This is a genomic window from Arenibacter hampyeongensis, assembly GCF_002909255.1.
Taxonomy (GTDB): domain Bacteria; phylum Bacteroidota; class Bacteroidia; order Flavobacteriales; family Flavobacteriaceae; genus Arenibacter; species Arenibacter hampyeongensis.
Genome location: NZ_PIOB01000007.1, coordinates 20,563 through 42,144, shown reverse-complemented (window position 1 = coordinate 42,144; position 21,582 = coordinate 20,563). Strand labels below are relative to the sequence as shown.

General features: G+C 39.1%; 22 protein-coding genes and 1 other RNA gene. 8 read left to right on the top strand and 15 right to left on the bottom strand.

Annotation, left to right across the window (positions count from 1 at the left end):
* Window positions 1–34 precede the first annotated feature (34 nt).
* The 3 genes from ssrS to CWD91_RS16280 all read right to left on the bottom strand — a co-directional run bounded on the left by ssrS (window position 35) and on the right by CWD91_RS16280 (window position 800).
* A non-coding RNA gene (ssrS, locus tag CWD91_RS16290) (6S RNA) lies at window positions 35–144 on the bottom strand.
* A 54-nt stretch (window positions 145–198) separates the two neighbouring features.
* The gene (locus tag CWD91_RS16285) at window positions 199–495 is read right to left on the bottom strand and encodes a cell division protein ZapA (protein WP_103442185.1); all 297 of its coding nucleotides are present in this window, start codon (window positions 493–495) and stop codon (window positions 199–201) included.
* Between the two features lie 14 nt (window positions 496–509).
* Complete coding sequence (locus CWD91_RS16280; protein ID WP_103442032.1) at window positions 510–800, bottom strand: hypothetical protein; 291 nt, start codon at window positions 798–800, stop codon at window positions 510–512.
* Between the two features lie 193 nt (window positions 801–993).
* Between CWD91_RS16280 and CWD91_RS16275 the strand changes: the two genes are divergently transcribed.
* From CWD91_RS16275 to CWD91_RS16265, 3 genes are all read left to right on the top strand, one after another.
* Window positions 994–2,682, top strand: coding sequence for a M23 family metallopeptidase (locus CWD91_RS16275; RefSeq protein ID WP_103442031.1), 1,689 nt, complete (start codon window positions 994–996; stop codon window positions 2,680–2,682).
* Entirely contained in the window at window positions 2,636–5,155 is a 2,520-nt protein-coding gene (locus CWD91_RS16270) for a TonB-dependent receptor (RefSeq protein WP_103442030.1), read from the top strand. The genes CWD91_RS16275 and CWD91_RS16270 overlap by 47 nt, the downstream gene beginning before the upstream one ends.
* A gap of 116 nt (window positions 5,156–5,271) precedes the next feature.
* Window positions 5,272–5,934, top strand: coding sequence for a hypothetical protein (locus CWD91_RS16265; protein WP_103442029.1), 663 nt, complete (start codon window positions 5,272–5,274; stop codon window positions 5,932–5,934).
* Here the strand turns inward: CWD91_RS16265 and CWD91_RS16260 are convergent.
* On the bottom strand, window positions 5,921–7,069 hold the full coding sequence (locus tag CWD91_RS16260; protein WP_103442028.1) for a cysteine desulfurase family protein: 1,149 nt from the start codon (window positions 7,067–7,069) through the stop codon (window positions 5,921–5,923). The genes CWD91_RS16265 and CWD91_RS16260 overlap by 14 nt on opposite strands.
* Window positions 7,070–7,203: 134 nt before the next feature.
* Between CWD91_RS16260 and CWD91_RS16255 the strand changes: the two genes are divergently transcribed.
* Window positions 7,204–7,713, top strand: coding sequence for a hypothetical protein (locus CWD91_RS16255; protein ID WP_103442027.1), 510 nt, complete (start codon window positions 7,204–7,206; stop codon window positions 7,711–7,713).
* On the opposite strand, the gene CWD91_RS16250 is transcribed toward CWD91_RS16255, so the two are convergent.
* On the bottom strand, window positions 7,714–8,262 hold the full coding sequence (locus CWD91_RS16250) for a Smr/MutS family protein (RefSeq protein WP_103442026.1): 549 nt from the start codon (window positions 8,260–8,262) through the stop codon (window positions 7,714–7,716). It abuts the gene before it with no gap.
* Window positions 8,262–8,459 carry a hypothetical protein gene (locus CWD91_RS16245; protein ID WP_103442025.1) on the bottom strand — a complete coding sequence of 66 codons (198 nt, stop codon included), beginning with the start codon at window positions 8,457–8,459 and terminating at the stop codon, window positions 8,262–8,264. The genes CWD91_RS16250 and CWD91_RS16245 overlap by 1 nt, the downstream gene beginning before the upstream one ends.
* A 101-nt stretch (window positions 8,460–8,560) precedes the next feature.
* Here CWD91_RS16245 and CWD91_RS16240 point away from each other — a divergent pair, with 101 nt between their 5' ends.
* From CWD91_RS16240 to CWD91_RS23180, 4 genes are read left to right on the top strand one after another with little or no spacing between them, the layout of a single operon-like run.
* Window positions 8,561–8,821 carry a DUF2752 domain-containing protein gene (locus CWD91_RS16240; RefSeq protein WP_239985817.1) on the top strand — a complete coding sequence of 87 codons (261 nt, stop codon included), beginning with the start codon at window positions 8,561–8,563 and terminating at the stop codon, window positions 8,819–8,821.
* A 9-nt stretch (window positions 8,822–8,830) separates the two neighbouring features.
* A complete protein-coding gene (locus tag CWD91_RS16235) occupies window positions 8,831–9,169 on the top strand; it encodes a CCC motif membrane protein (protein WP_103442024.1) in 339 nt (112 codons plus the stop codon).
* A 37-nt stretch (window positions 9,170–9,206) separates the two neighbouring features.
* Window positions 9,207–9,491: a CD225/dispanin family protein gene (locus CWD91_RS16230; RefSeq protein WP_103442023.1), complete on the top strand. Its 285-nt coding sequence runs from the start codon at window positions 9,207–9,209 to the stop codon at window positions 9,489–9,491.
* Window positions 9,475–9,894 (top strand): DUF2752 domain-containing protein, encoded by a 420-nt coding sequence (locus CWD91_RS23180; protein WP_103442022.1) that lies wholly within the window; start codon window positions 9,475–9,477, stop codon window positions 9,892–9,894. The genes CWD91_RS16230 and CWD91_RS23180 overlap by 17 nt, the downstream gene beginning before the upstream one ends.
* A 56-nt stretch (window positions 9,895–9,950) precedes the next feature.
* Here the strand turns inward: CWD91_RS23180 and rocD are convergent, their stop codons facing one another.
* The 9 genes from rocD to CWD91_RS16180 form a co-directional block, all read right to left on the bottom strand.
* A complete protein-coding gene (gene rocD / locus CWD91_RS16220) occupies window positions 9,951–11,231 on the bottom strand; it encodes an ornithine--oxo-acid transaminase (RefSeq protein ID WP_103442021.1) in 1,281 nt (426 codons plus the stop codon).
* A 146-nt stretch (window positions 11,232–11,377) separates the two neighbouring features.
* The gene (locus CWD91_RS16215) at window positions 11,378–12,283 is read right to left on the bottom strand and encodes an endonuclease/exonuclease/phosphatase family protein (protein WP_103442020.1); all 906 of its coding nucleotides are present in this window, start codon (window positions 12,281–12,283) and stop codon (window positions 11,378–11,380) included.
* Window positions 12,280–13,353, bottom strand: a complete 1,074-nt coding sequence (locus CWD91_RS16210; protein ID WP_103442019.1) for a glycoside hydrolase family protein — start codon at window positions 13,351–13,353, stop codon at window positions 12,280–12,282. The genes CWD91_RS16215 and CWD91_RS16210 overlap by 4 nt, the downstream gene beginning before the upstream one ends.
* Before the next feature lie 14 nt (window positions 13,354–13,367).
* Window positions 13,368–14,606 carry an enolase C-terminal domain-like protein gene (locus tag CWD91_RS16205; protein ID WP_103442018.1) on the bottom strand — a complete coding sequence of 413 codons (1,239 nt, stop codon included), beginning with the start codon at window positions 14,604–14,606 and terminating at the stop codon, window positions 13,368–13,370.
* A gap of 102 nt (window positions 14,607–14,708) precedes the next feature.
* Window positions 14,709–16,091 (bottom strand): alpha-L-fucosidase, encoded by a 1,383-nt coding sequence (locus tag CWD91_RS16200; protein ID WP_157943820.1) that lies wholly within the window; start codon window positions 16,089–16,091, stop codon window positions 14,709–14,711.
* A 31-nt stretch (window positions 16,092–16,122) separates the two neighbouring features.
* Window positions 16,123–17,361: a glycoside hydrolase family protein gene (locus CWD91_RS16195; RefSeq protein WP_157943819.1), complete on the bottom strand. Its 1,239-nt coding sequence runs from the start codon at window positions 17,359–17,361 to the stop codon at window positions 16,123–16,125.
* Window positions 17,362–17,435: 74 nt separating this feature from the next.
* Window positions 17,436–18,902, bottom strand: coding sequence for a sulfatase (locus tag CWD91_RS16190; protein ID WP_103442015.1), 1,467 nt, complete (start codon window positions 18,900–18,902; stop codon window positions 17,436–17,438).
* 6 nt (window positions 18,903–18,908) lie between these two features.
* Window positions 18,909–19,997 (bottom strand): Gfo/Idh/MocA family protein, encoded by a 1,089-nt coding sequence (locus tag CWD91_RS16185; RefSeq protein ID WP_103442014.1) that lies wholly within the window; start codon window positions 19,995–19,997, stop codon window positions 18,909–18,911.
* Between the two features lie 2 nt (window positions 19,998–19,999).
* Entirely contained in the window at window positions 20,000–21,580 is a 1,581-nt protein-coding gene (locus CWD91_RS16180; protein WP_103442013.1) for a sulfatase family protein, read from the bottom strand.
* Window positions 21,581–21,582: the final 2 nt, after the last annotated feature.

Here is a 21,582-nt window from a genome sequence, read left to right as displayed (position 1 = left end):
ATAAAAAAAGCCCACATTGATGGAAGTTTTGTACAAACCCCGATAAACAGGTTTAGGGCTACCAGACTGCTCAAGGATCCTTATACCAGTAAGGCCTGCTTTTACAATCTAAACTCACCCTTTTCAAACAAATTAGTGTTGAGCTTGTCAAAAATTAATTACCAATGTGGGCAGTAACTATATATATTTTAAAGAACGTTATTTCATACCTAGCTTGGAACTTACCAACAGATTAAGTGCTTTTAAGCGCTCTGCCGCTTCTTTAACACCTTCTGACTGGTCTATTCCTTTTTGCTCAATTTTAGAGGCAAACTGAAGTGCGCACATGGCCAACACATCCTGCTTATCCCTAACGGCATAATTTTGCTCAAATTTCTTTGCCAGCTGTTCTATATTCTTAGCTGCCTTTCTTAGCCCCTCCTCTTGCAAAGGATCTATTGTCAAGGGATATACCCTATCTGCTATAGAAAGCTTTATCTTGAGCTTCTCTGCCATATTATTCATTTACACTATTCCGAAAGTTGGGCAATACAATGGTCCAACTCCCTAATCAATGTGTTTATTTTAAGCTTAGCTTCGGTCTTATTTGTATCACTGCCCAGCATAGAACTTGCCATTTTTAGTGAATTGTACCTTTCCTGCCATTCATTCACTGAAACCCTAGTTGCTTCATGATCATTTTTTACAGAAACCAATTCTTCTTCCAATTTTATGTTTGTATTATGCAATAGCTCTAACTTATGCAACAACTTACTTATTTTATTTTCTAAAGAATCAACAATATCTACCAATTCACCCATTTGCAAATATCAATGCATTTTACACAAAGTTAACACACCTCTTTATACTTAGCAATTCTTTTTTCAATTATTCTTAAAGTTAAATTTCTACCCTCAATTTAAGAAAAATAAATGACTCCTTTGCATTATATAACACAGACTTTTTTTCAATTAGAATGGTATTAATTACATTCGTACCAATTATTTAATTTTTATGAAAGGCGTCATCTTAGGTTTTTTTTTAGTTGCATCAACATTTTATGGGCAAGCTCCATATCCCACGGATTATTTCCGTCCTCCTTTGGATATTCCAATAATTTTATCGGGAACCTTTGGCGAATTGCGGTCCAACCATTTTCATTCAGGTATAGATATAAAAACACAACAGCGTCAGGGATTACCGGTCTATGCCATTGGTGATGGCACTATTACACGGATAAAGGTTTCCGAATGGGGTTATGGTAAGGCTATGTATATTGCCCATCCAAATGGCTATACTTCGGTCTACGGCCATCTTCAAAAATTTTCGCCAGAAATAGAAGCTTACATCAAGCAGGTTCAGTACCAAAAAAAATCTTTTGAAGTAGAAATTTTTCCAGATTTTTCAGAACTTAATGTCCTAAAGGGCGAATTAATTGCCTTTACAGGAAATACTGGAGGCTCTGCTGGTCCCCACTTACATTTCGAAATAAGGAACAGCGCCTCTGAAATGCCCACAAACCCTCTCCTACATGGCCTGGAAGTAAGGGATGCTACTGACCCAACCCTATTGAGTGTTTATGCCTATCCCCTTTCGAACAACTCACAGGTAAACCAAAGTCAGGAAAAAATAAAATTAAAATACCATAGACAAAGTGATGGCACTTTTCTTGCCGACAAAGTAACCGCCCTGGGTACTATCGGTTTTGGTATAAATACCTTTGACCGTCAAGACCTGGCAGCAAACCAGAATGGGGTTTATTCCGTAAAACAAGTAGTGAACGGGAAGTTATATACCGATTACGATTTTGAAACATTCTCGTTTCCAGAAAGTCGCTATATAAACACCTTGATAGATTATGACCATTATAGTACCTTTAGGGAACGGATCCAGAAGTGTTTTAAGGACGAAAGCAATCTATTGGGCATTTACAGAACCATTTATAACGATGGGAAAATTGACGTTAGCGAAGGTTTATCCTATAATGTGGAAATTCTCATCAACGACCTGGCGGGTAATCTCACCAAATTGATTATCCCTGTGGAAGGCCAACAACAGGAAATTAAAATTCCAAAAATAGAAGAGAAAACGGACATCTATATCATTGCAAAAAAACCGAACAATTTTGATTTGGGCGGGGCAAAAGTATACTTTCCAGCGAATACCTTTTACAACAATTTTTACATCGACCTGAAAAACGGACAGGATACTGTTACCATTCACAACAGCAAGATACCAGCACATAGAAACTTTACCATAACTTTTGACGTTTCAAAATATTCCGATGAAGAAAGAAAGCAGTTATTTATTGGAAGACTGGACAATAGTAAGTCGGTAAGCTACGCCTCCACCTATAAACGGGGAACGACCTTTACTACACGCACTAGGGATTTGGGTACCTATACATTGGCAAAAGATACGGTAGCCCCTCAGATTAGACCTAAAAACTTTAAAAACAAACAGTGGCTCACCAACTATAGTTATTTAAGTTTAAACATCACTGATAATCTAAGCGGGATTGACTCATACAACGCAACACTTAACGGAGAATGGATACTCTTGGAATATGAGCCTAAAACAAATACCATAACCTATAATTTTGATGATCTTATATTGGACAAAAAACAATGTGAATTGAAAGTTGTGGTTACCGATAATGTTGGCAACAGTAATACCTTCACTAGTACTTTTTACAGAAAATGAAACCTTGAGACTTTTTAAACTATTTTTTCTGGTCTTTTTAACAGGGACAACCACCTATCTAAAGGCACAAACCGCTACCATTACAGGTGTGGTTTTTGACGAAAACAAAACACCTTTGCCCAATGTTAATATTACTTCCGATAACAAAGGAACCTTTTCAGATATAAATGGCTTTTATATATTGGAAATTGTAGCAGACCAAGAAACAAGCATAACTTTTTCCCATCTCGGCAGTGAAAGGCTGATTCTTAGAGATCTCATATTGAATACGAACGAAAATTATGAATTTAATCCCGTTCTAAAGCAGGAGGCCATACTGATCGCTGAAGTGGTAGTAACCCCTTCCGGTACTAGATATATTGAAGGAATTACTACTATTTCATCGGATATCGTCAGAAACATTCCTGGACCAAATGCAGGAGTGGAAAATATTCTGAAACTTTTGCCCGGCGTTTCCTCCAACAACGAGCTTAGCACACAATATCTGGTGCGTGGAGGTAATTATGACGAAAACCTGGTGTATGTAAACGACATTGAAATATACAGGCCTTTTCTTATTCGCTCCGGCCAACAGGAAGGGTTAAGCTTTATAAACAGTGATATGGTGGAAAATTTACAATTTTCTGCAGGTGGCTTTCAAGCCAAATACGGGGATAAACTTTCCTCGGTTCTGGACATCAGCTATAAAACCCCTGTTGCCTTCGGCCTTAAAATAAGGGCAACCTTGCTAGGTACTGCGGCTACTTTGGAAGGTGTATCAAAAAACAAAAAATTATCCAGTATAACCAGTATCAGGTCCAGGGACAACAGTCTTCTTGTAAATAGTAATAATACCAGGAGCAACTATAATCCCTCATATTTTGATATTCAACAATATACCACCTATATCTTTTCACCTAAGTTCCGGATAAGCTATCTGGGAAATCTATCGATCAACAATTATCGAAACAAGCCATTCACCAGACAGACAAATTTTGGAACACTAAACGATATAAAAACCCTAACGGTGTACTATGCAGGAAGTGAAAAAAGCCAATTCAGGACCAATCTTAATGCCCTGAAAGCGGAATACCGGCTTAACAACAAAACTACTTTTAAACTTATTTCCTCTTTATATTTTAATCGGGAACAAGAATATTCCGATGTCATATCCCAATACCAGCTCAGTGAGTTAAATTCCAACAGCGGGGACGATAATTTGGGAGAACCCGCCCCAATCAATGGATTGGCTACTCAATTCGACCGTGCTAGAAACGATCTGGATGCCAAAATTATTAATTTGGAACACAAAGGAACATATTCCAATGACGGGACCGTGATCGCATGGGGACTTAAATATGAACATACGGATATTCGTGACCAAATCAGGGAGTCGGAGTTCATAGATTCATTAGGGTATCTGGTGCGCCCTCCCAATTCTGAATTTCACCGTAATGAACCTGAAATTTCCTTCGAGGCACCTCTAATTCCCTTCCAAAGTATAATTGCCAAGAATTCGGTAAATACGGCTAAAGTATCCGGATATGTGCAATACAGCCGACAGACACAGTGGAACGGCCACAACTTCTACTATAATCTGGGCACTAGAGCCAGTTATTGGGCCGTAAAGGGAAAAAATATTGCAAAAAGCGCGCATCTTATATTTAGTCCCCGGGGCCAATTCTCCATTAAACCGAATTGGGAAAAAGATATGGTATTCAGACTATCGGGGGGAGTCTACCAGCAGCCACCCTTTTATAGGGAATTAAGGGACAACAACGGTACCGTACATCCAGAAGTAGAGGCTCAAAAATCCTATCATATAGTATTGGGAAACCAGTATAGCTTTAAATTATGGCAAAGGCCATTTACATTAATCGGGGAAGCATATGGGAAAATATTAACCAATGTAAACCCTTATACTTTGGAAGATGTGCGTATACGCTATGCCGCAAAAAATAATGCAAAGGCTTATGCCTATGGCGCTGAATTTAGGCTAAACGGTGCCTTTGTACCAGGAACAGAATCTTGGTTTAGCCTAGGGTATCTACAAACAGAGGAAAACATTGATCACCAGGGTTATGTTTCCAGACCCACAGACCAGCGCTTGAACTTTGGGATTCTTTTTCAGGATTATATGCCCGAGGTACCAGATATTAAAATGTATTTAAACCTTGTTTACAATACGGGTTTACCCGGGGGATCACCAAGCTATACTGACCCCTACCTTTATCAAAATAGATTAAGGGATTATAAACGCGCAGATTTAGGAATTTCCTATATTTTTGTGGGGGCCAATAAATCCTATGACAAAAATTCATTTTTGCGGCTTTTCAAAGAATTAAATGGAGGTTTTGAAATATTCAATTTATTTAACAATCAAAATTCCATAACCAACACCTGGGTACGGGATTTGACCAACGGACAACAATTTGCCGTGCCTAATTTTATGACCGGTCGTATTCTGAATATAAAAATAGAGATGCGATTTTAGAGCTGAAAATAGGGTAAATTTATAAACCGGAACTGTAGAATTTAGACTGTAACAATTTAGAATACACCTTAAATGATTAATTTAACGGTCGCTATTTAGAGAACAAATATTAATAGATGAAAAATATTATTGCATTCATTTTCGTGCTCATTTGCCTTGGCGCTTCGGCTCAAAAAAACATTTATGAGAGTGAAAAATTTGATGAACTGAGCCATAATCATGATAATTTGGCCATTATTCCCTTTTTGACCAATTTGGAATTGGAGGACCAGATATCCAATGAGGAATTAAAGGAACTTGAAATGAAGGAAGGCTACGCAGTGCAGGATGCCCTGGAAACCTATTTTTCAAAAAGAAAAAAGAAAAAGAAATTTTCAGTGGAGTTCCAGAATATTAAAAACACCAATGCCATTTTAAAACAGAATGGTATTTCCTATGAAAATATTGATGTTTATAGCGTAAAGGAACTGGCTGAAATTTTAGAAGTTGACGGCATAATAAGTGGCACATTGGACTTAAACGTGCTTTTATCCAAAGGTGTCCCTACAGAGTTTAGCCTACTGGATTATATTAAGGGCAGCGCCAATTACGGCAGAATAGGTGCAAAAATAAGTGATGGGACTACAGGCAAATTACTGTGGAAATACGAAAAACAAATCAATAAGAAATCGGGAAAAAACACTACCGATCTGATTGAATTGATGATGAAATTGGCTTCTAGAAAATTTCCTTATGATAGGGAACGGCCTAGAGACCGAAAAAAAGCTAATGAGAACTAAATTCTTCCAACACCTCTATTACGTAATCCAATTCTTCTTTGGTATTATATTTTGAAAAAGAAAATCGGAGAGACGGCTTTTCCATGTCCTCTGGGGATAGTATTTCGGTAAGTACGTGCGAACCAATATCACTGCCGGACTGGCATGCGCTACCCTTGGAACATGCAATACCTTTTAGATCTAGATGAAATAATAACATGAGCGCCTTTTCCGGATCAAATGGGAGCCGCACATTCACTAAGGTATAAGTGCTCCGATCCATATCTCCCGAAAGACCATTAAAGGCCACATCAGGAATTGCCATGGCTATTTTTTCTATAAAATACCTTTTTAATTCCGTTACATAAGTCCTTTCCTCTTCAAGATGTTCATAAGCGGTAATAATTGCTTCTTCCAAGCCTACAATATTATGAAAAGGCTCTGTGCCCGCCCTAAAACCCCGTTCTTGAGATCCTCCCAATAGCAATGGCTTTAAACCCGTGTTCCTTTTTATATATGCAAATCCAACCCCCTTTGGCCCATGAAATTTATGGGCGGCCGCAGTTAAAAAATGAGCTTTGTTTTTTTGTACATCCCAAGGATAATGACCTATGGACTGTACGGAATCGGAATGAAATAAGGCATTGTAATCCTCACAAAGATTGCCGATGGTCTCTATATCCAAGGTGTTTCCTATTTCATTGTTCACGTGCATCAAACTCACCAATTTTTTACTTTCATCCCTTTTCAATAGGGACTCCAAGTGGGTCAAGTCCGGATTCCCCACACTATCCAAATCCACAAATTGAAGTTCAACACCATATTCAGATGCCAAGGCTTGAGCCGTGTGCAAAACGGCGTGATGTTCTATTTTGGAAGTAATTATGGTATTAACCCCAAGATCTCTAACACTGCATCTGAGAATCATATTGTCCGCTTCGGTTCCTCCCGAAGTGAAGATTATCTCTGCAGGGTGTGCATTTAAATACTTCGCGACGGTTTTTCGAGCTTTTTCAATAGCTGTTTTGGCAGTTCTTCCAAAGCCATGTGAAGAGGAGGGATTCCCGTAGGAATTTGCCAAAGCATCTTGCATTCTTGAGATGACCTCCGGTCTAACCTGCGTGGTTGCGGCACTATCCAAATAAACCTTTTTCATTTAATTATAAATCGAATTAAAAGCTATCCCAACTCCAGGAAAGTCCGCCAAAATTACTTGAAATAAAGTTAATTTCCTGCAAAATGCTCACAAACCTCTAGGATTATAACTTATATTTCAATTAAATTTGAGGCATGAAAAATGTATTTATTATCCTTTTGTGTTTGGCCCTTTCCTCTTGCGATGACGGGAATTTACAAATTGAAACTATAAATTTTGACGATAGCGACATTCAATATTGCGGCAGTACAGTCACAACAGGCACCACCTTATTTTTTAAAATTGCGGACAGTGAAGCTTTAATACTCACTTTAGCGAGTGGCACCCTTAAAAATGAAGCATCGGAGGGTGAGGTTGAATACCCCATTTCTAGTACCACCACCCTAACATATCGCATATTTTCTGCCAATGTAACCAAAAACTATTTTTGCGATGTTATCCCAGTAACGGAACCTATGGTAATTGAAGAAATTGAGGCTCAAGGTGGATCTGTATTAATAACCACTACAGAGATTATTGATGGAGAAAACACCTCTTACGAACACACGATAAGGCTAAGCGAGATTACCTTGATCAACAGTTCCAACAATCAGCGAATCACGGACTTGAGCATCAATGATTTTGGGACGGTAACAACCCAATGATCATGGGGTATTCTGAAAAAAGTATACTTCCGTTGCCCCTAGGCCATATTTCTGATAGTCGGCATCATAGTACTTTACATTTTCGTACCGCTTGAAAAGAAAATAGAGTTCCTCCTTTAATATTCCTTCCCCTACACCGTGAATAAATACAACCTTTTGTATTTTTTTACGAACAGCAAAATCCAGTTGTCGTTTGGCCGTATCCAATTGAAGATTTAACATTTCAAAATTGGTCATACCTCTTGTGGAAGGCGTCAACTTATTAATATGTAGGTCAACTTCCATCTGCGGTGCGTTTCGCTCCTTCGTCCTTAATTTCTGATGATGTCTGTTTTTTGGTATTTCCTTTTCCGCCTTTATTCGAGCTACCTCAAAATTCGATACTTTAATGGCATTGGAGCTGGCAATTTTCAATAATTCATCTGCCGTATATCGCAATAAGAACCCGTCCTTGCTTTCTACAGTAATTTGCGAACCGTTTAATTTTACCACTACACCTTGAATAACATCATCGATGGCCTCAACTTTATCTCCAACTTTAAATTCCATTACTTATTTTCTTTTTCATTTTCCTCTTCCCTATATTGGTCACTGCTCCACAATTGTGTGGTTTTGTACAATCCGAACATTAAAAGGACAATTCCAAGGCTTAACGCATATTCCTCTTCCATAATATTGTCTCCCAACCCAGCAATTGCCGCTCCTACTATGATGAGCACTAAATAAAAAGTCCGTTTTGTTTTCATTGCCCAAAAATAATAGTAATTTTCGGTAAAGAATTATATTAGCACTTTAATTAATCCTAATGGCGATTCTCCTGGAACTGGAAAATTATATGCTGCCTTGTATGAACAAGCAGATTTTCGGTATTGAATGCCCTGGTTGTGGTTTTCAACGTTCCATTTCCTATTTGGTGGATGGTAATTTTATTGAAGCCCTAAAGATATATCCCGCCATTTACACCTTGATATTGCTGGGGGGTTTTATTGCGGCCTCTTTCATGTTCAATATTAAAAATTCCTTCAAGATTAAAATTTATCTTTTATACTTAAACGCCGGAATCATCATTGTAAGTTATTCTTATAAGATGATTCATTTAATACATTAAAATAGAATTATGGAACAACAAAAACTGCCAAACGCAACACTGATTTTAGTTTTCGGAATTATCTCTATCGTTACATGCTGCTGCTATGGAATTATTGGTTTGATATTTGGAATAATCGGACTTATTTTGGCAAACAAGGCCACCAATCTCTATGCTTTGGACCCCGGTATTTATGAAGGCTACAACAATGTGAAGTTAGGAAGAACCCTTTCCATTATAGGAATTATACTTAATATCCTAGTAGTAATCTTCTTTATTTGGATCATCACTATTATTGGCTGGGATGCCTTACAGAACGAAGAACTTATGAGGGAGCGAATGGAAGATTATTTCCAAAACCTTCAATAAATACACTTACAATCAAACAATTTTATTAAACTATTTTATGGAAAACGATCAATCTCGCCCCAAACCAAACAATTATTTGGTATTAGCAATTATCAGTACTGTTTTTTGTTGCCTAATCCCTGGCATCGTCAGTATTGTAAATGCAGCCAAGGTAAATGAGGCCTATGCCCTAGGCAATTATGATCAAGCGGAAAAAGCTTCTAAAAATGCCAAAACCTGGGCCATTGTAGGTATTGCCATAGCCGGCCTATTTTGGCTTTTATATATAGCAATATTTGGCTTTGCCATAATCGGTGGTCTAATGAGTGCGGGTGACTTCTAGAAAAATCAAAATAACGGTGACAATTATTATAGGGGTGGTATTACTTGGAATACTACTCCTATATTTTTTTATTAATCCCAGTAGTTCTTACTACTTCCCCAAATGTCCGTTTTTAACTGCCACCGGTTATTATTGTACTGGTTGCGGTAGTCAAAGGGCACTGCATGATCTGCTACACTTTAATCTATTAGGTGTTGCTCGGCATAATATCCTCTTTATTCCTGCCTTTTTATTGATTGCTTATCATTGGGCTCGTAATTACATCCCTTTAAAGAATAAAAAAACTTTGCCAGATCTAATATATCATCCCAAAACACCGATAGTACTTTTCATAATTATTGTCCTATTTACTATTCTGCGAAATATAAACATTTATCCTTTCACCCTTTTGGCACCGGGATAAAATAAAAGCCCGCTATAAAAGGAATAACGGGCCATAAATTAAAACCTATAGGTAAATTACTTTTCAAACTTCTTAAGCGTTTTTATAATAATCTCCACACACTCCAGGAGTTGTTCCTTATTTATTACCAAAGGCGGGGCGAACCGTATAATATTGCCATGGGTTGGTTTAGCCAAGAGACCGTTTTCCTTTAAGGCCAAACAAATATCCCAAGCCGTAGAACTGACTTCGGTATCATTTATCAATATGGCATTCAATAATCCTTTGCCCCTAACGGCATTTACAATGTTAGATGTTGGAATAAACTTATTGAGTTCCTCCCTAAAAGTTTCACCAAGCTGATAGGCATTTTCAGCTAGGCCTTCTTCCTTAACCACCTCGAGTGCTGCTATGCCAACAGCTGCTGCCACTGGATTTCCACCAAATGTACTTCCATGGCTACCAGGTGTTATAACTTCCATAATTTCGTCATTGGCCAGAACTGCAGAAATTGGGTAGGCACCACCGGAAAGGGCCTTTCCTAAAATCAATAAATCCGGCTTCACTTCAGGTGTCCCGCTACAATGCCTTTCCGGACAATTACAGTTACCGCAGGTTGCCAATAATTTACCAGTACGTGCTATTCCAGTCTGCACTTCATCAGCAATAAAAAGAACGTTATGCATTTTACACAACTCCTTTGCCTTTGCGAGATATCCTTCCGATGGCACATAAACTCCTGCCTCCCCTTGTATGGGTTCTACAAGGAATCCTGCAATATTTTTATTCCCTTCCAAAACCTCTTTTAACGCATTCAGATTATCATACTCAATTTTAATAAAACCTTCTGTATAGGGTCCATAATTTTTGTGGGCAACAGGATCATTTGAAAAGGAAATTATAGTAGTAGTACGCCCGTGAAAATTATTTTCGCAAACTACAATTTGTGCTTGGTTTTCAGGAACTCCTTTTTTCACATAGCCCCATTTTCTACAAATTTTTAGCGCAGTTTCCACGGCTTCTGCCCCAGTATTCATGGGCAACAGCTTGTCATACCCAAATGTTTCTGCAGCCAATTTCTCGAATTTTCCCAGCATATCATTGTAAAATGCCCTGGAAGTTAAAGTAAGCGTTTGCGCTTGCCGCATCATGGCATTCACAATTTTAGGATGACAGTGTCCCTGATTTACCGCCGAATAGGCCGATAAAAAATCATAATACCTTTTCCCTTCAACATCCCAAACAAACACTCCTTCACCCCTATTCAAAACTACGGGTAATGGATGATAATTGTGTGCTCCGAATCTTTCCTCTAATGCAATTGCATCCTTAGAAGTTAATTTTTCTAAAACTGACATAATTTTATAACTATTAAATAAAACTTAAGCAATTCCTTCTTGGGGAGAGAAATCATCCTTCTTTTGTAGAGACTGCAATTTACGAATTGTAATTTGCTTCCTAAAATATTTTATGAATTGATTTTTATTTCAGAAAAACCTGCCAATCAATCCTTTAGATCAAAACTGGCACTAACAGGATAATGATCGGACAAATACCAATTTTCCGCACCATTATGGACTTTTGCATCCAAATTTTTTGTCGACAACTCAGGTGAAACCATAATGTAATCTATTCGCTCAAGGCGTGAAACCAGTTGGTCCGAACTTTCCTTATTCACCTCCCCCAAAACCTGTCCCGGGAAACTACCCCTTTCAGCTAAACCCGCAGAATATTTTTGAACCATATCATTTAAAGGAAGCGATAAGAATTTAGAAATTACTGCATAATCAAAAGTGTCATTAACCAAATTGCCATCCAACCCTTTTCCCGCATTGGATTTTCTTAATCTATTTAATAAATCCCCATTGGGATCATATAGATCGGCATCAAATGGAGAGTGGGCGTTAAAATCCCCCAATACCACATATTTTGAGGTAGATTTGGCTATGGCATCCAATTTTCCCAATAGGATATCAGCTTCTTCCCTCCTGCGGGAAATACTTCCCGGATGAAGGTGAATTACCAAAAAGTCGATATCGTTTGTTTTGCAATGCAAAGCACCGTGATGCATTCCTTCCATTATTTTTTCTTTTACCTCTATGGGATATTTAGAGGTAAGGCCAACGGAATAGCCCGTTGTTTTCAATAAAACGGAGTAATCATGACCCCAGACTTCGGCATCTTCCTGCAATTTTTCCGGAGTATATGCACATAGTTCCTGAAGGGCAACCACATCGGGCACTTGTGCACCTATCCAGTTTTGTACTTTTTCCCTTCTTTCTTGATCCTTGCCCCAGTCATAACCATTCCATACATTATACGTGATGATTTTTAAATCGGTTTTTTTGTCTTGGGATGTCAATAACAATGGGAGCATTACAAGAATCCAAAAAATATTTCCAAATTTCATTCGTTAAGATTTATTTTAAAAACATGGCCAACGGTTCTGTCACCTCCAAAAATATTCCAACCTGCAGGGCCGTACAAATATGCCGGTTTCTTATTTATCATTAAAATTTTAGGTCGTTCAATTTTGGGATCGGGTCCATATATTCTCACTACTTTTTTAATATCGAATTCTTTATAATATGAAGGCAGAAGATCATAACCTATAGTGGCATCTTCCAAATTAAAAGTAAGTCCGTCCTTAGATTTCCACAATGTACCTCCGCCAACTATGCCTGTATTTTGACCATGGTTGTCGGTGGTCAACAAAAAAATATGATCCTGATAAGCAAAAACGGTTCCATCCTCCAATGCCCCCTTGTTCGAAGTAACGGGCTTGTCCTTAATAGTATATGGGCCCTTTAATTTATTGGCTATAGCCAGGCCATATTTTAGAATCCCATCTGTGGTTTTAGTTTTAAAGTATAGGTAGTATTTCCCATTTACTTCCAATAAGGCGGGATTGGCCACTCCCATACTGGATTTATAATTCCATTTTAATGGATTGTCAGCATCCAATATCATTCCGTCCTTTCCCACTTTTTTCCATGGACCCGAAGGAGATTTTGCAATTGCCATTCCAATGCGCTGATTACTTGGATGTGGTGGTTGTAGATAATTAGTATTAGCTATATACAACAACACAAAGTAATTGCCCACTTTCTTTATCTCTGGATTGTGTGGCGCATATTTATCCCAAGTATCCCTTCCCGTACCTTTTATGGCAACATCGGAAAAAGCAAAAGGCCCTTCAGGGGAATCGGAAACGTAGTGCGCTATTTCAGAAGATTTCCTCCAGGCTGGATCAACATTCTTTTCTGGCCATCGAGCTACGAACAAGTGCGTTCTTCCATCCTCATCCTGAATTGGCGCACAGCCCCAAATAGTATAAAGATCATCTTGAACCGCCACTCCTTTAAATTCTAAATTTTGGGCGATAAAAGATAAGGGCATTTGTAGGGACTTGTCTTGGGCGCTACCCGCTTCGACAACCAAGATTATGTAGAATACAAATAATTTTAAAATGTACTTCATTTTATTCACATTAATCAGTATACTTTTAAATCAGCGCTAATTCCCGGCTGATGTGGTGTTTTATATCTGCCGTCCACTATAGATACGGGAAACTTGAAATATTCCTGTAAATGTGGAATATGTTCCAACAAAAGAGCAGGGTGTCCTAAGGAAATATGGTTAAATAGTACCAAATGCTGATGGATCTGCCCCATATCCCCTACATGCGGGACAACCGGGATATTGTATTTTCTGGACAAAAGGCTGATCAGGATAAATTCAGATATTCCCCCCACCCTTACGGCATCTACCTGATTGAAAGCCATACTTCCCGATCGTATAAAATTCTTAAAGGTAATTTTATTGGGCACATGTTCACCTAAGGCAAGTTTCACATCTACCGCCTTGGCCAAATCTACATGGGCCTGTACATCATCAGGGTGGGTTGGTTCTTCTATCCAATACGGATCTAATTCCTTTAGCTTTTTACAAATGGATATGGCTTGTGGTAAATTCCATTGTTGATTGGCATCGAACATGATCGTAGCCTTGTCCCCGGCAATTTTCCGAACCAAAGAAGCTCTTCGGACATCCCTTTCCCATTCCTTAGAGCCCACTTTTAGCTTCATAGCCGTAAATCCCTTATCCAAAGCTTTTTTAATATTGGTTTCCACTTGTTCATCCGAATAATTAAACCAACCTATTGAGGTATCATACCCAGGATATCCCAAATCCACAATCACCTTTCGGTCTTCCTTGCCTTGCTCTTGCGCCACCAGTAGGGATATTGCCTCATCTTTTGTTAAAACATCCTCATAATACGAGAAATCCAAAGTATTAACCAGTTCCTCGTGAGAAAGATCGATCAATAATTTCCACAAGGGAATCCCTTTGGATTTAGCCCAAAGATCATAACAGGCATTGACCACGGATGCCAAGGCCAAATGGACCACCCCCTTATGGGGTCCCAACCATCTAAAATTAGGGTCGTCCGCCATTGCTTTGTAAGTTGCGCCGAAATTGGCCATCAATTCATTAATTTCCTTTCCTTCTATGTGTTTTACCAAATAGTTGATGGCATCACAGACCAATTTATTACCTGTTCCCAAGGTAAAAGCAAGTCCCACTCCTTCCAAATTACTATCGGTTTGTAATTTACAAACGGCATAGGCATAAATAGGCGTTGTGTGAATAGCATCCGAACCTGCACCATTCTTAAGATGGTACTGAATATCATTGGAATAGCCTTTTTTAATTACAATTGTTTTAATCATAAATCATTATAGTTACTGTTACTTGCCAAAACACTTTAAAATCATTCTGAAAACAACCATAATTATGATTTGGTAAGATTTCAAAAGGTTATAATTGTTTGATTAATAGCTCATGCGTTCTATCGGTGAAATTGCCAATGCAGGTTTATTTAATTCCAGGACTATTACCGAGGCCACCTCATCGGGTAAATTGTCTGGCAGATTAATCGTAATCGTGGTTTTATTTTTAACTATCACCACCTCTTGATTGTCTTGAAGAAAATAGGCCTTATTAATTTTCACATCTTTCGGAAATGGCAACTCTATTTTAGTTCTTTTAGGGTTGAACAAGTGTAGGAATATTTTGCTGTCCTTTCTGGTACTAACCATGTAATCAGTAGGTAAATATGGGCCACCACGGGTGCCATAGACGGCATCCCCATTTCTATTTAACCAGTCCCCGATTTCCTTCAAACGATCCATCTGTCTTTTCTCTATTCTACCATCTGCCATGGGTCCCACATTAAAAAGTAAGTTCCCATCCCCACCTACAGTTTGTAAAAGTGTTTGGATACATTCCTCTTTAGTCTTAATCTTATCGTTCGCTTTCCATGCCCATTGTGTAGCTATGGTCATACAGGTTTCCCAAGGTGTCTCCATATTAAATGCGCCCACTTGTTGTTCAGGGGTGGCATAATCTCCGGCGTACTGGGCACTCTTCATAGTTCCTTCCATTCCAACCCGACCCTTATCTACCCTATTGTTGATTAATATATCCTCTTTCAATCCCCTTAGGTAAGCATATAAGTCCATTCCCATCTGGTGGGACCATACCCATTCCCATTCTCCATCGAACCAAATAAAGGCAGGGTCATAATCTTCAATCAATTCTTTCAACTGATTTTTCATAAACAGGATATAGCGTTCCATCCGAGCTTTGGTTTGGGCGTCCTTAAAATCCCTTTCTACATGAAATTGATAATCCTCGGCAGGATAAACCACGGGATTATCTGGATGATACCAGTCTGCAATGGAATAGTAGGTCCCGAACACTATGCCTTGTTTTTTGCACTCCTCCACCAAATCTTTTATAATGCCCTTTCCGTAAGGTGTACTACCCATATCATAATCCGTATATTGACTATCCCAAAGGGAAAATCCATCATGATGTTTTGAGGTCAGCACAATATATTTCATCCCTGCTTCCTTGGCTGTTTTCACCCATTCCGCCGCATTGAACAAAACGGGGTCAAATTCCTTGTACAGCTCGTCGTACTCTTCTTTGGGCACTTGTTTACCCCTGGACCAACCTATTTCTGTCCCCCTTAAACTAACAGGTCCCCAATGAATAAACATCCCGAAACGCATGTCCTGAAAAGATTTTAGCGCTTCCTTATTGGTCAATAAGTCCGGATAGGCCTCACCCCCGCCCAAGGATTGCGCATTTAAATTAAGGACAAAAATCAGGCCTAGGATTGTAGCAACATTTTTGAAATAAATTTTCATTTCGTATCTGATTTGATTATTAATTTTATTATTATTCGATAACAACTTCCAATGGAATCTGTACATTAAAAGAACTGCCATCATTTTTAGGATTTACATTGCCCAAAGCGGATGCGGCATACAAATACTGGGGAATGCCATCCTTGGTCAATAACAATTGAGGGCGTTCCAATCTATCGACCTCTATGACCGATCCGTCCAACAAACGTAATTTCCGTTCCATGAAAAGCGGATTTTGGTTTAAATCCCAATTTATACCATCTGCCGAAGTTAAAAGTGCCAATGTCTTTTTATACCCGGTTAGTCTTCCGGAAAAATCCTTTACTATCGCCATAAATTGTTGAAGCTTCTTGGAGTACCAAACGTAGGGGTCTTCGGTACTTGCCAAAGTACCATCGGGCATTCTAACATCAAAAACGAAACGGTCCAAAGGCATAAAAGGACCCTTTGGGTCATCGCCAATAGCCACACCATGAACACCCTTCCATTGAGGTTCATAAATATTACCCTTAAAATACAGCATATACTTTTGGGTAAGAGGGTTGTAATCTACTGAGGGGTTTACTGCTATAATATTATCTGGTTTTGCCACCGTACCTGTGGGTGACCCATCAACAATATTATCTGGTTTTACCCTGGTTCGTGGTCTTAACAGAGGTTGTTTTGGACGACTAAAATTCCCTGAAAGCAATTCTTTAAAGTTGTTGAATTCCAAGACTCCAATACATAGGGATTGTTGTACCCTTGCACGTTGGTCCAAATTTTCACCTGTGGACCCCTTGGCCTGTTCCCCTGGGTCTCTTGCCCCTATATAGTACAGATAGTACTTCCCATTAAATTTTTTGATGTGGGGATTGTGTACCATTTGGGCATCCCAGGACAAATTGTCCCCTTGGTAGCGAGTGCCTTTTAGAACAATTTTTTGAAACTTAAAATCCTTATCCGGATAATCGGAAACAGCATAACCTATTTTAGATTGTAGTACCCAATCCTTGACAAAACTACCACCTTCCGTACCGCTTTCCCAAAGAGAAAACAGCATATGGTACTTGCCGTCGTCACCTTTAATTACACTAGCTCCCCAAACAAAATAATTTGGAATTTGAAATATGGAGGCCCCCATGATTTCGTTGGGACAAACCAGCGCATCCACCTTTTTAGCATCAATTTTCCCAGGAATGACCTTTAAGCTTTGAGCATTACAAAAAAAGGCATTGGTCATACAAAGCACAACAAACACCAATTTGCAATATGTAAGGATCACATTCATTTTAATAAGGCCTATATTTTGTAGAGTTGTAGCACTTTGTTCTTTACTTTATCCTGAATTGATTGATAAATGCCCTATTTTGATCCATATTGGATTCCCAAATCATTAGTTCTAATCTCCTTTAATTTCTCCCGCAATGTTTCTTGCATTTCAATCACTATTTCCTCATACTTGGGATTGTGTGCCAAGTTATTGTATTGTTTGCTATCGTATTCCATATCAAAAAGTTCCATTCCCGATCCAGCATCTTCATCGTACTGTATAAATGCCCATTTGTGGTTACGCAACAAAAAGGTCTTACCCCCTTGACTCACTGAAAATGCATACTCCCTTACTTTGGTTTTAGGATTATCCAAAGTTTTTACAAGGCTTTTACCCTGTAATTGGCTGGAAGCTTTTATCCCGGCCAATTCCGCTAGGGTGGGATACAAATCCAAAAGTTCCGAAAAGGAATTACAAACGGCTGGTGACTTGCCCGGAACCTTTATCACCAAAGGTACCCGGACCGATTCCTCATGAAGGCTTACCTTCATCCAGAAGCGGTGTTCCCCCAAATGAAAACCATGATCGGAGGTAAAAACAACAATGGTGCTTTCATCCAATCCTTCTTCTTTTAGTGTCTTTAATATCCTTCCTACCTGTGCGTCCATATAGGCGACTGAAGCATAATACCCGGCTACCGCCTTTTTTTCCTGTTCTTCGGACATTTCACCATTTACACTGGTAACGTAGTTAATTCCACGGGCGGGAATGTCGTCCCAATCGTTTTCAACTTTTGGCGGCAATACCATTTGGTCATGTGGATAAGGTTCAAAATACTTTCTTGGAGCAACAAAAGGAACATGGGGCCTTACAAGTCCCACCGCAAGAAAGAATGGATTATTTTTATGTTGTTTAATAAGTTCGATTGCTTTTTCAGCCGTTTTCCCATCGGAATGCACCAAATCATCTCCGTCTGCCTTTACTATGGTCATAACGTTACCGCCTTTTCTAGGTTTAAGGCCATAAGGATTATTTTGCACCAATTCGGCCTCTCCCTCGGCGGTCCATTCCGGTCCCTGACTGTTAAAGCGTTCTGTCCAGGATGCCTCATCATCCTGTCCGTTGGATCCTGTTTCAATATCTATGGGCACCCCCATATGATAAATTTTGCTTACCCTCGCTGTATAATACCCATTATCCTTAAACAATTGTGAAAGTGATTTACGTGATGGTCCAACATTTTCCCTACCGCTGACATATCCATAAGTGTTGGTTGCATTGGGATAGTAGCCAAACATTAAAGAAGCCCTAGAAGGACCACAGACTGGGTATTGGGAGTAGGCCCTTGTATATCTCGTGCCCTCGGCTGCCAATTGATCAATATTAGGGGTGCTGGAATCCTGATTTTCATAAGATGAAATTGCCGTAGCTGTTAAATCATCCGCAATAATGAACAACACATTTTGCTTTTTGTTTCCACTCTTTTTTTTAACCTTATTGTTCTGGGCTTCACCCATAAAAAAACATAAAATGGATAGGCAAAAAAGTAATTTTCTCATTTTTAACTATTCTATTAAATTAAAATTCATTCCTCCCACATTACTGGAAGTATACATTAATTCTACCAACTGCATTGTTACAAAAGCATCTTCGGTCGAATTTAACAAAGCTTGGCTTTGATTTATATAGTGATTTTGCAAACTGGCCATTGTACCCATAAAAGCATGTGGAAACCATCCGCCCTTTAGTGGCAATTCCTTCCATTTAGTTGATTCCTGGCCTAAAATAACGTATTCAAATGTGGGGGGCACCCCTTTAGGGTAATCTATGGAAACGCCTATTTTTATTTTGATGGCACCTTTGGTCCCTTCAAATTTTACATAAGATTGCTGCTTTTCCCTTCCAAATTCATGACCGTGATTGGTCATAATCCTCGCTTGGGTATACTCGTCATAATCCAATATCATGGAAGTACGGGTAGAAGCCAATTCCGGCATTTTGGGATGCCTGACCGTACTAGCGTACACCTTTTTAGGATTTCCAAGAAATGTGCGCACCAAATCCACATAATGAATACTGTGATACAAAATTTCTACTCGGGGCAGGTCATACAAAAAATTCCATAAATGCCATGGTGTAAAGACATTTACCAGAACCTCCATATCATATACCTCCCCTATCAATCCCTTTTCTATCATTTCCTTGGCTGCAACCATATAAGGGGCGTACCGCAATTGAAAATTTACTGCCGAAACCAAATGTTTTCGTCTACAAATGTCGATTATTTCTTGAGCCTGTTGAAGATTCTCTCCCATAGGCTTTTGAATGAGGACCGCTGCTCCATCTGGTAACTGCTCCAAAATATTGGCAATATGGGCTGCAGGAACTGCCAAATCAAATATGGCATTATATTTCTGTCCCGTCCCAATTGCCTTTTCCAAAGTTTCAAAAACCTCCCCAATAATACCGAAGTTCTTTTTTAAATTTTGGGCCTTTTCCAAATCTATATCAAAAATTCCCTGTACTAAAAATCCTGCAATGGCATAAGCGGGCAAATGGGCATCCTTGACTATGCCCCCTGCACCAATAATTATAATTGGTAAGGGCTTATTAGGTAAAATAGGTAATTGCTGTAAATTTATTTTATCCTCCATCCTCAATGGTTACTATATCCTTGTTCCTTATACAGATTTAGCCTTGATGTAAGTTCTATTACAATTTCCGGATATTGTTCATATAGATTTATTTTCTCTTCCTGGTCCTCTTTAATATTGTAAAGTTGTCCTAGGGGAGACTCATTACTATCTTCATTTTCGGGAGTTTTACTCCAGCCACCCGAACCTTGGCCCAAAATTAATTTCCAAGCCCCCTTTCTAATGGAGAACATGCCGTTTATAGAATGGTGGACAATATCCTTACGCACTGGTTCCAAACTATTCCCAAGAAGCACTTTACCAAAATCCATACTATCCTCATAATGCTTATCCTTTTCCGAGTTTCCTACAATGCTGGCAAATGTTGCCATAAGGTCTGTCAACCCTAATAATTGGTCGGTCACTTTTCCCTTGCCAATTTGTTTTGGCCATGATACTATAAACGGAACCCGATGTCCGCCTTCCCAAATGTCCGATTTTAACCCCCTGAAGGGTCGACTTGGATCGTGATCATATTTTTTTACAGATCCAACAGTACCACCCATATTTGTGCCATCCCTTTGCGGAGATCCGTTGTCAGAAGTAAAAACCAATATTGTATTATCCAATTGACCGGAGCGTTTCAAGGCATCAACAATCTGCCCCACTGCCCAATCCACTTCGTAGACAAAATCTCCATACCTTCCCGCCTTACTTTTACCGATAAATTGAGCTGTTGGGGCAATTGGTGTATGTGGAGCGGTTAGAGCAAAATACAAAAAAAATGGTTGATCGTTTTCCCCTTGGCTTTCAATATATTCCACCGATTTTTTTGTGATACGAGGCATAACCTGTGTTAAATCCCAACCTTTGGCCATTGGTCCAGGACCTCCATAAACCGTGTCCGGTTTTATTATATCTGGAATTGCCATCAGGGAATTATTTTCAAAAAAAGTATAGGGAGGGAAATTAGGTACGTCATCGCCAAAATAATAGTCAAACCCGGCTTCTAAGGGTCCTCCTCCCAAGGGTTGGGCAAAATCGATATCCTTCCACAAATCATTTCTGCCCTTTAGTCCATAATCCCCAATTGCCATGGTGTCATTTACATAACCCTCATTTTTGGAGGGCCATCGCCATCCCAGGTGCCATTTTCCAATACATGCCGTTTGGTATCCATTTTTCTTCAACATTTTAGGCATTGTCTCCCGATCATTTTCTATTAAAGGTCTGTCCCATGCCCATAGGACACTTTTTTTAAGTTCAGTCCGCCAAGCATATCTTCCTGTAAGAAGACCATATCGAGTGGGTGTACATACGCTACTTGGAGTGTGCGCATCCGTGAATCGAATACCATTGACTGCAAGCGCATTTATATTAGGAGTAGGGATTTTAGACTGATCGTTATATACCTCTGTATCACCGTACCCTAGGTCATCAGCTAGAATAACAATAATATTTGGCTTTTTACTTGAATTTTCTCCCGCTTTGTTTTTACAGGAAATAAATCCACAGACTAGGATAACTATAAAAAACTTGATAATTGCCGATCGGATGAACGGGAATATCACCTTTTGCTCCTTATTATTCTGGTCTTTATCCATGT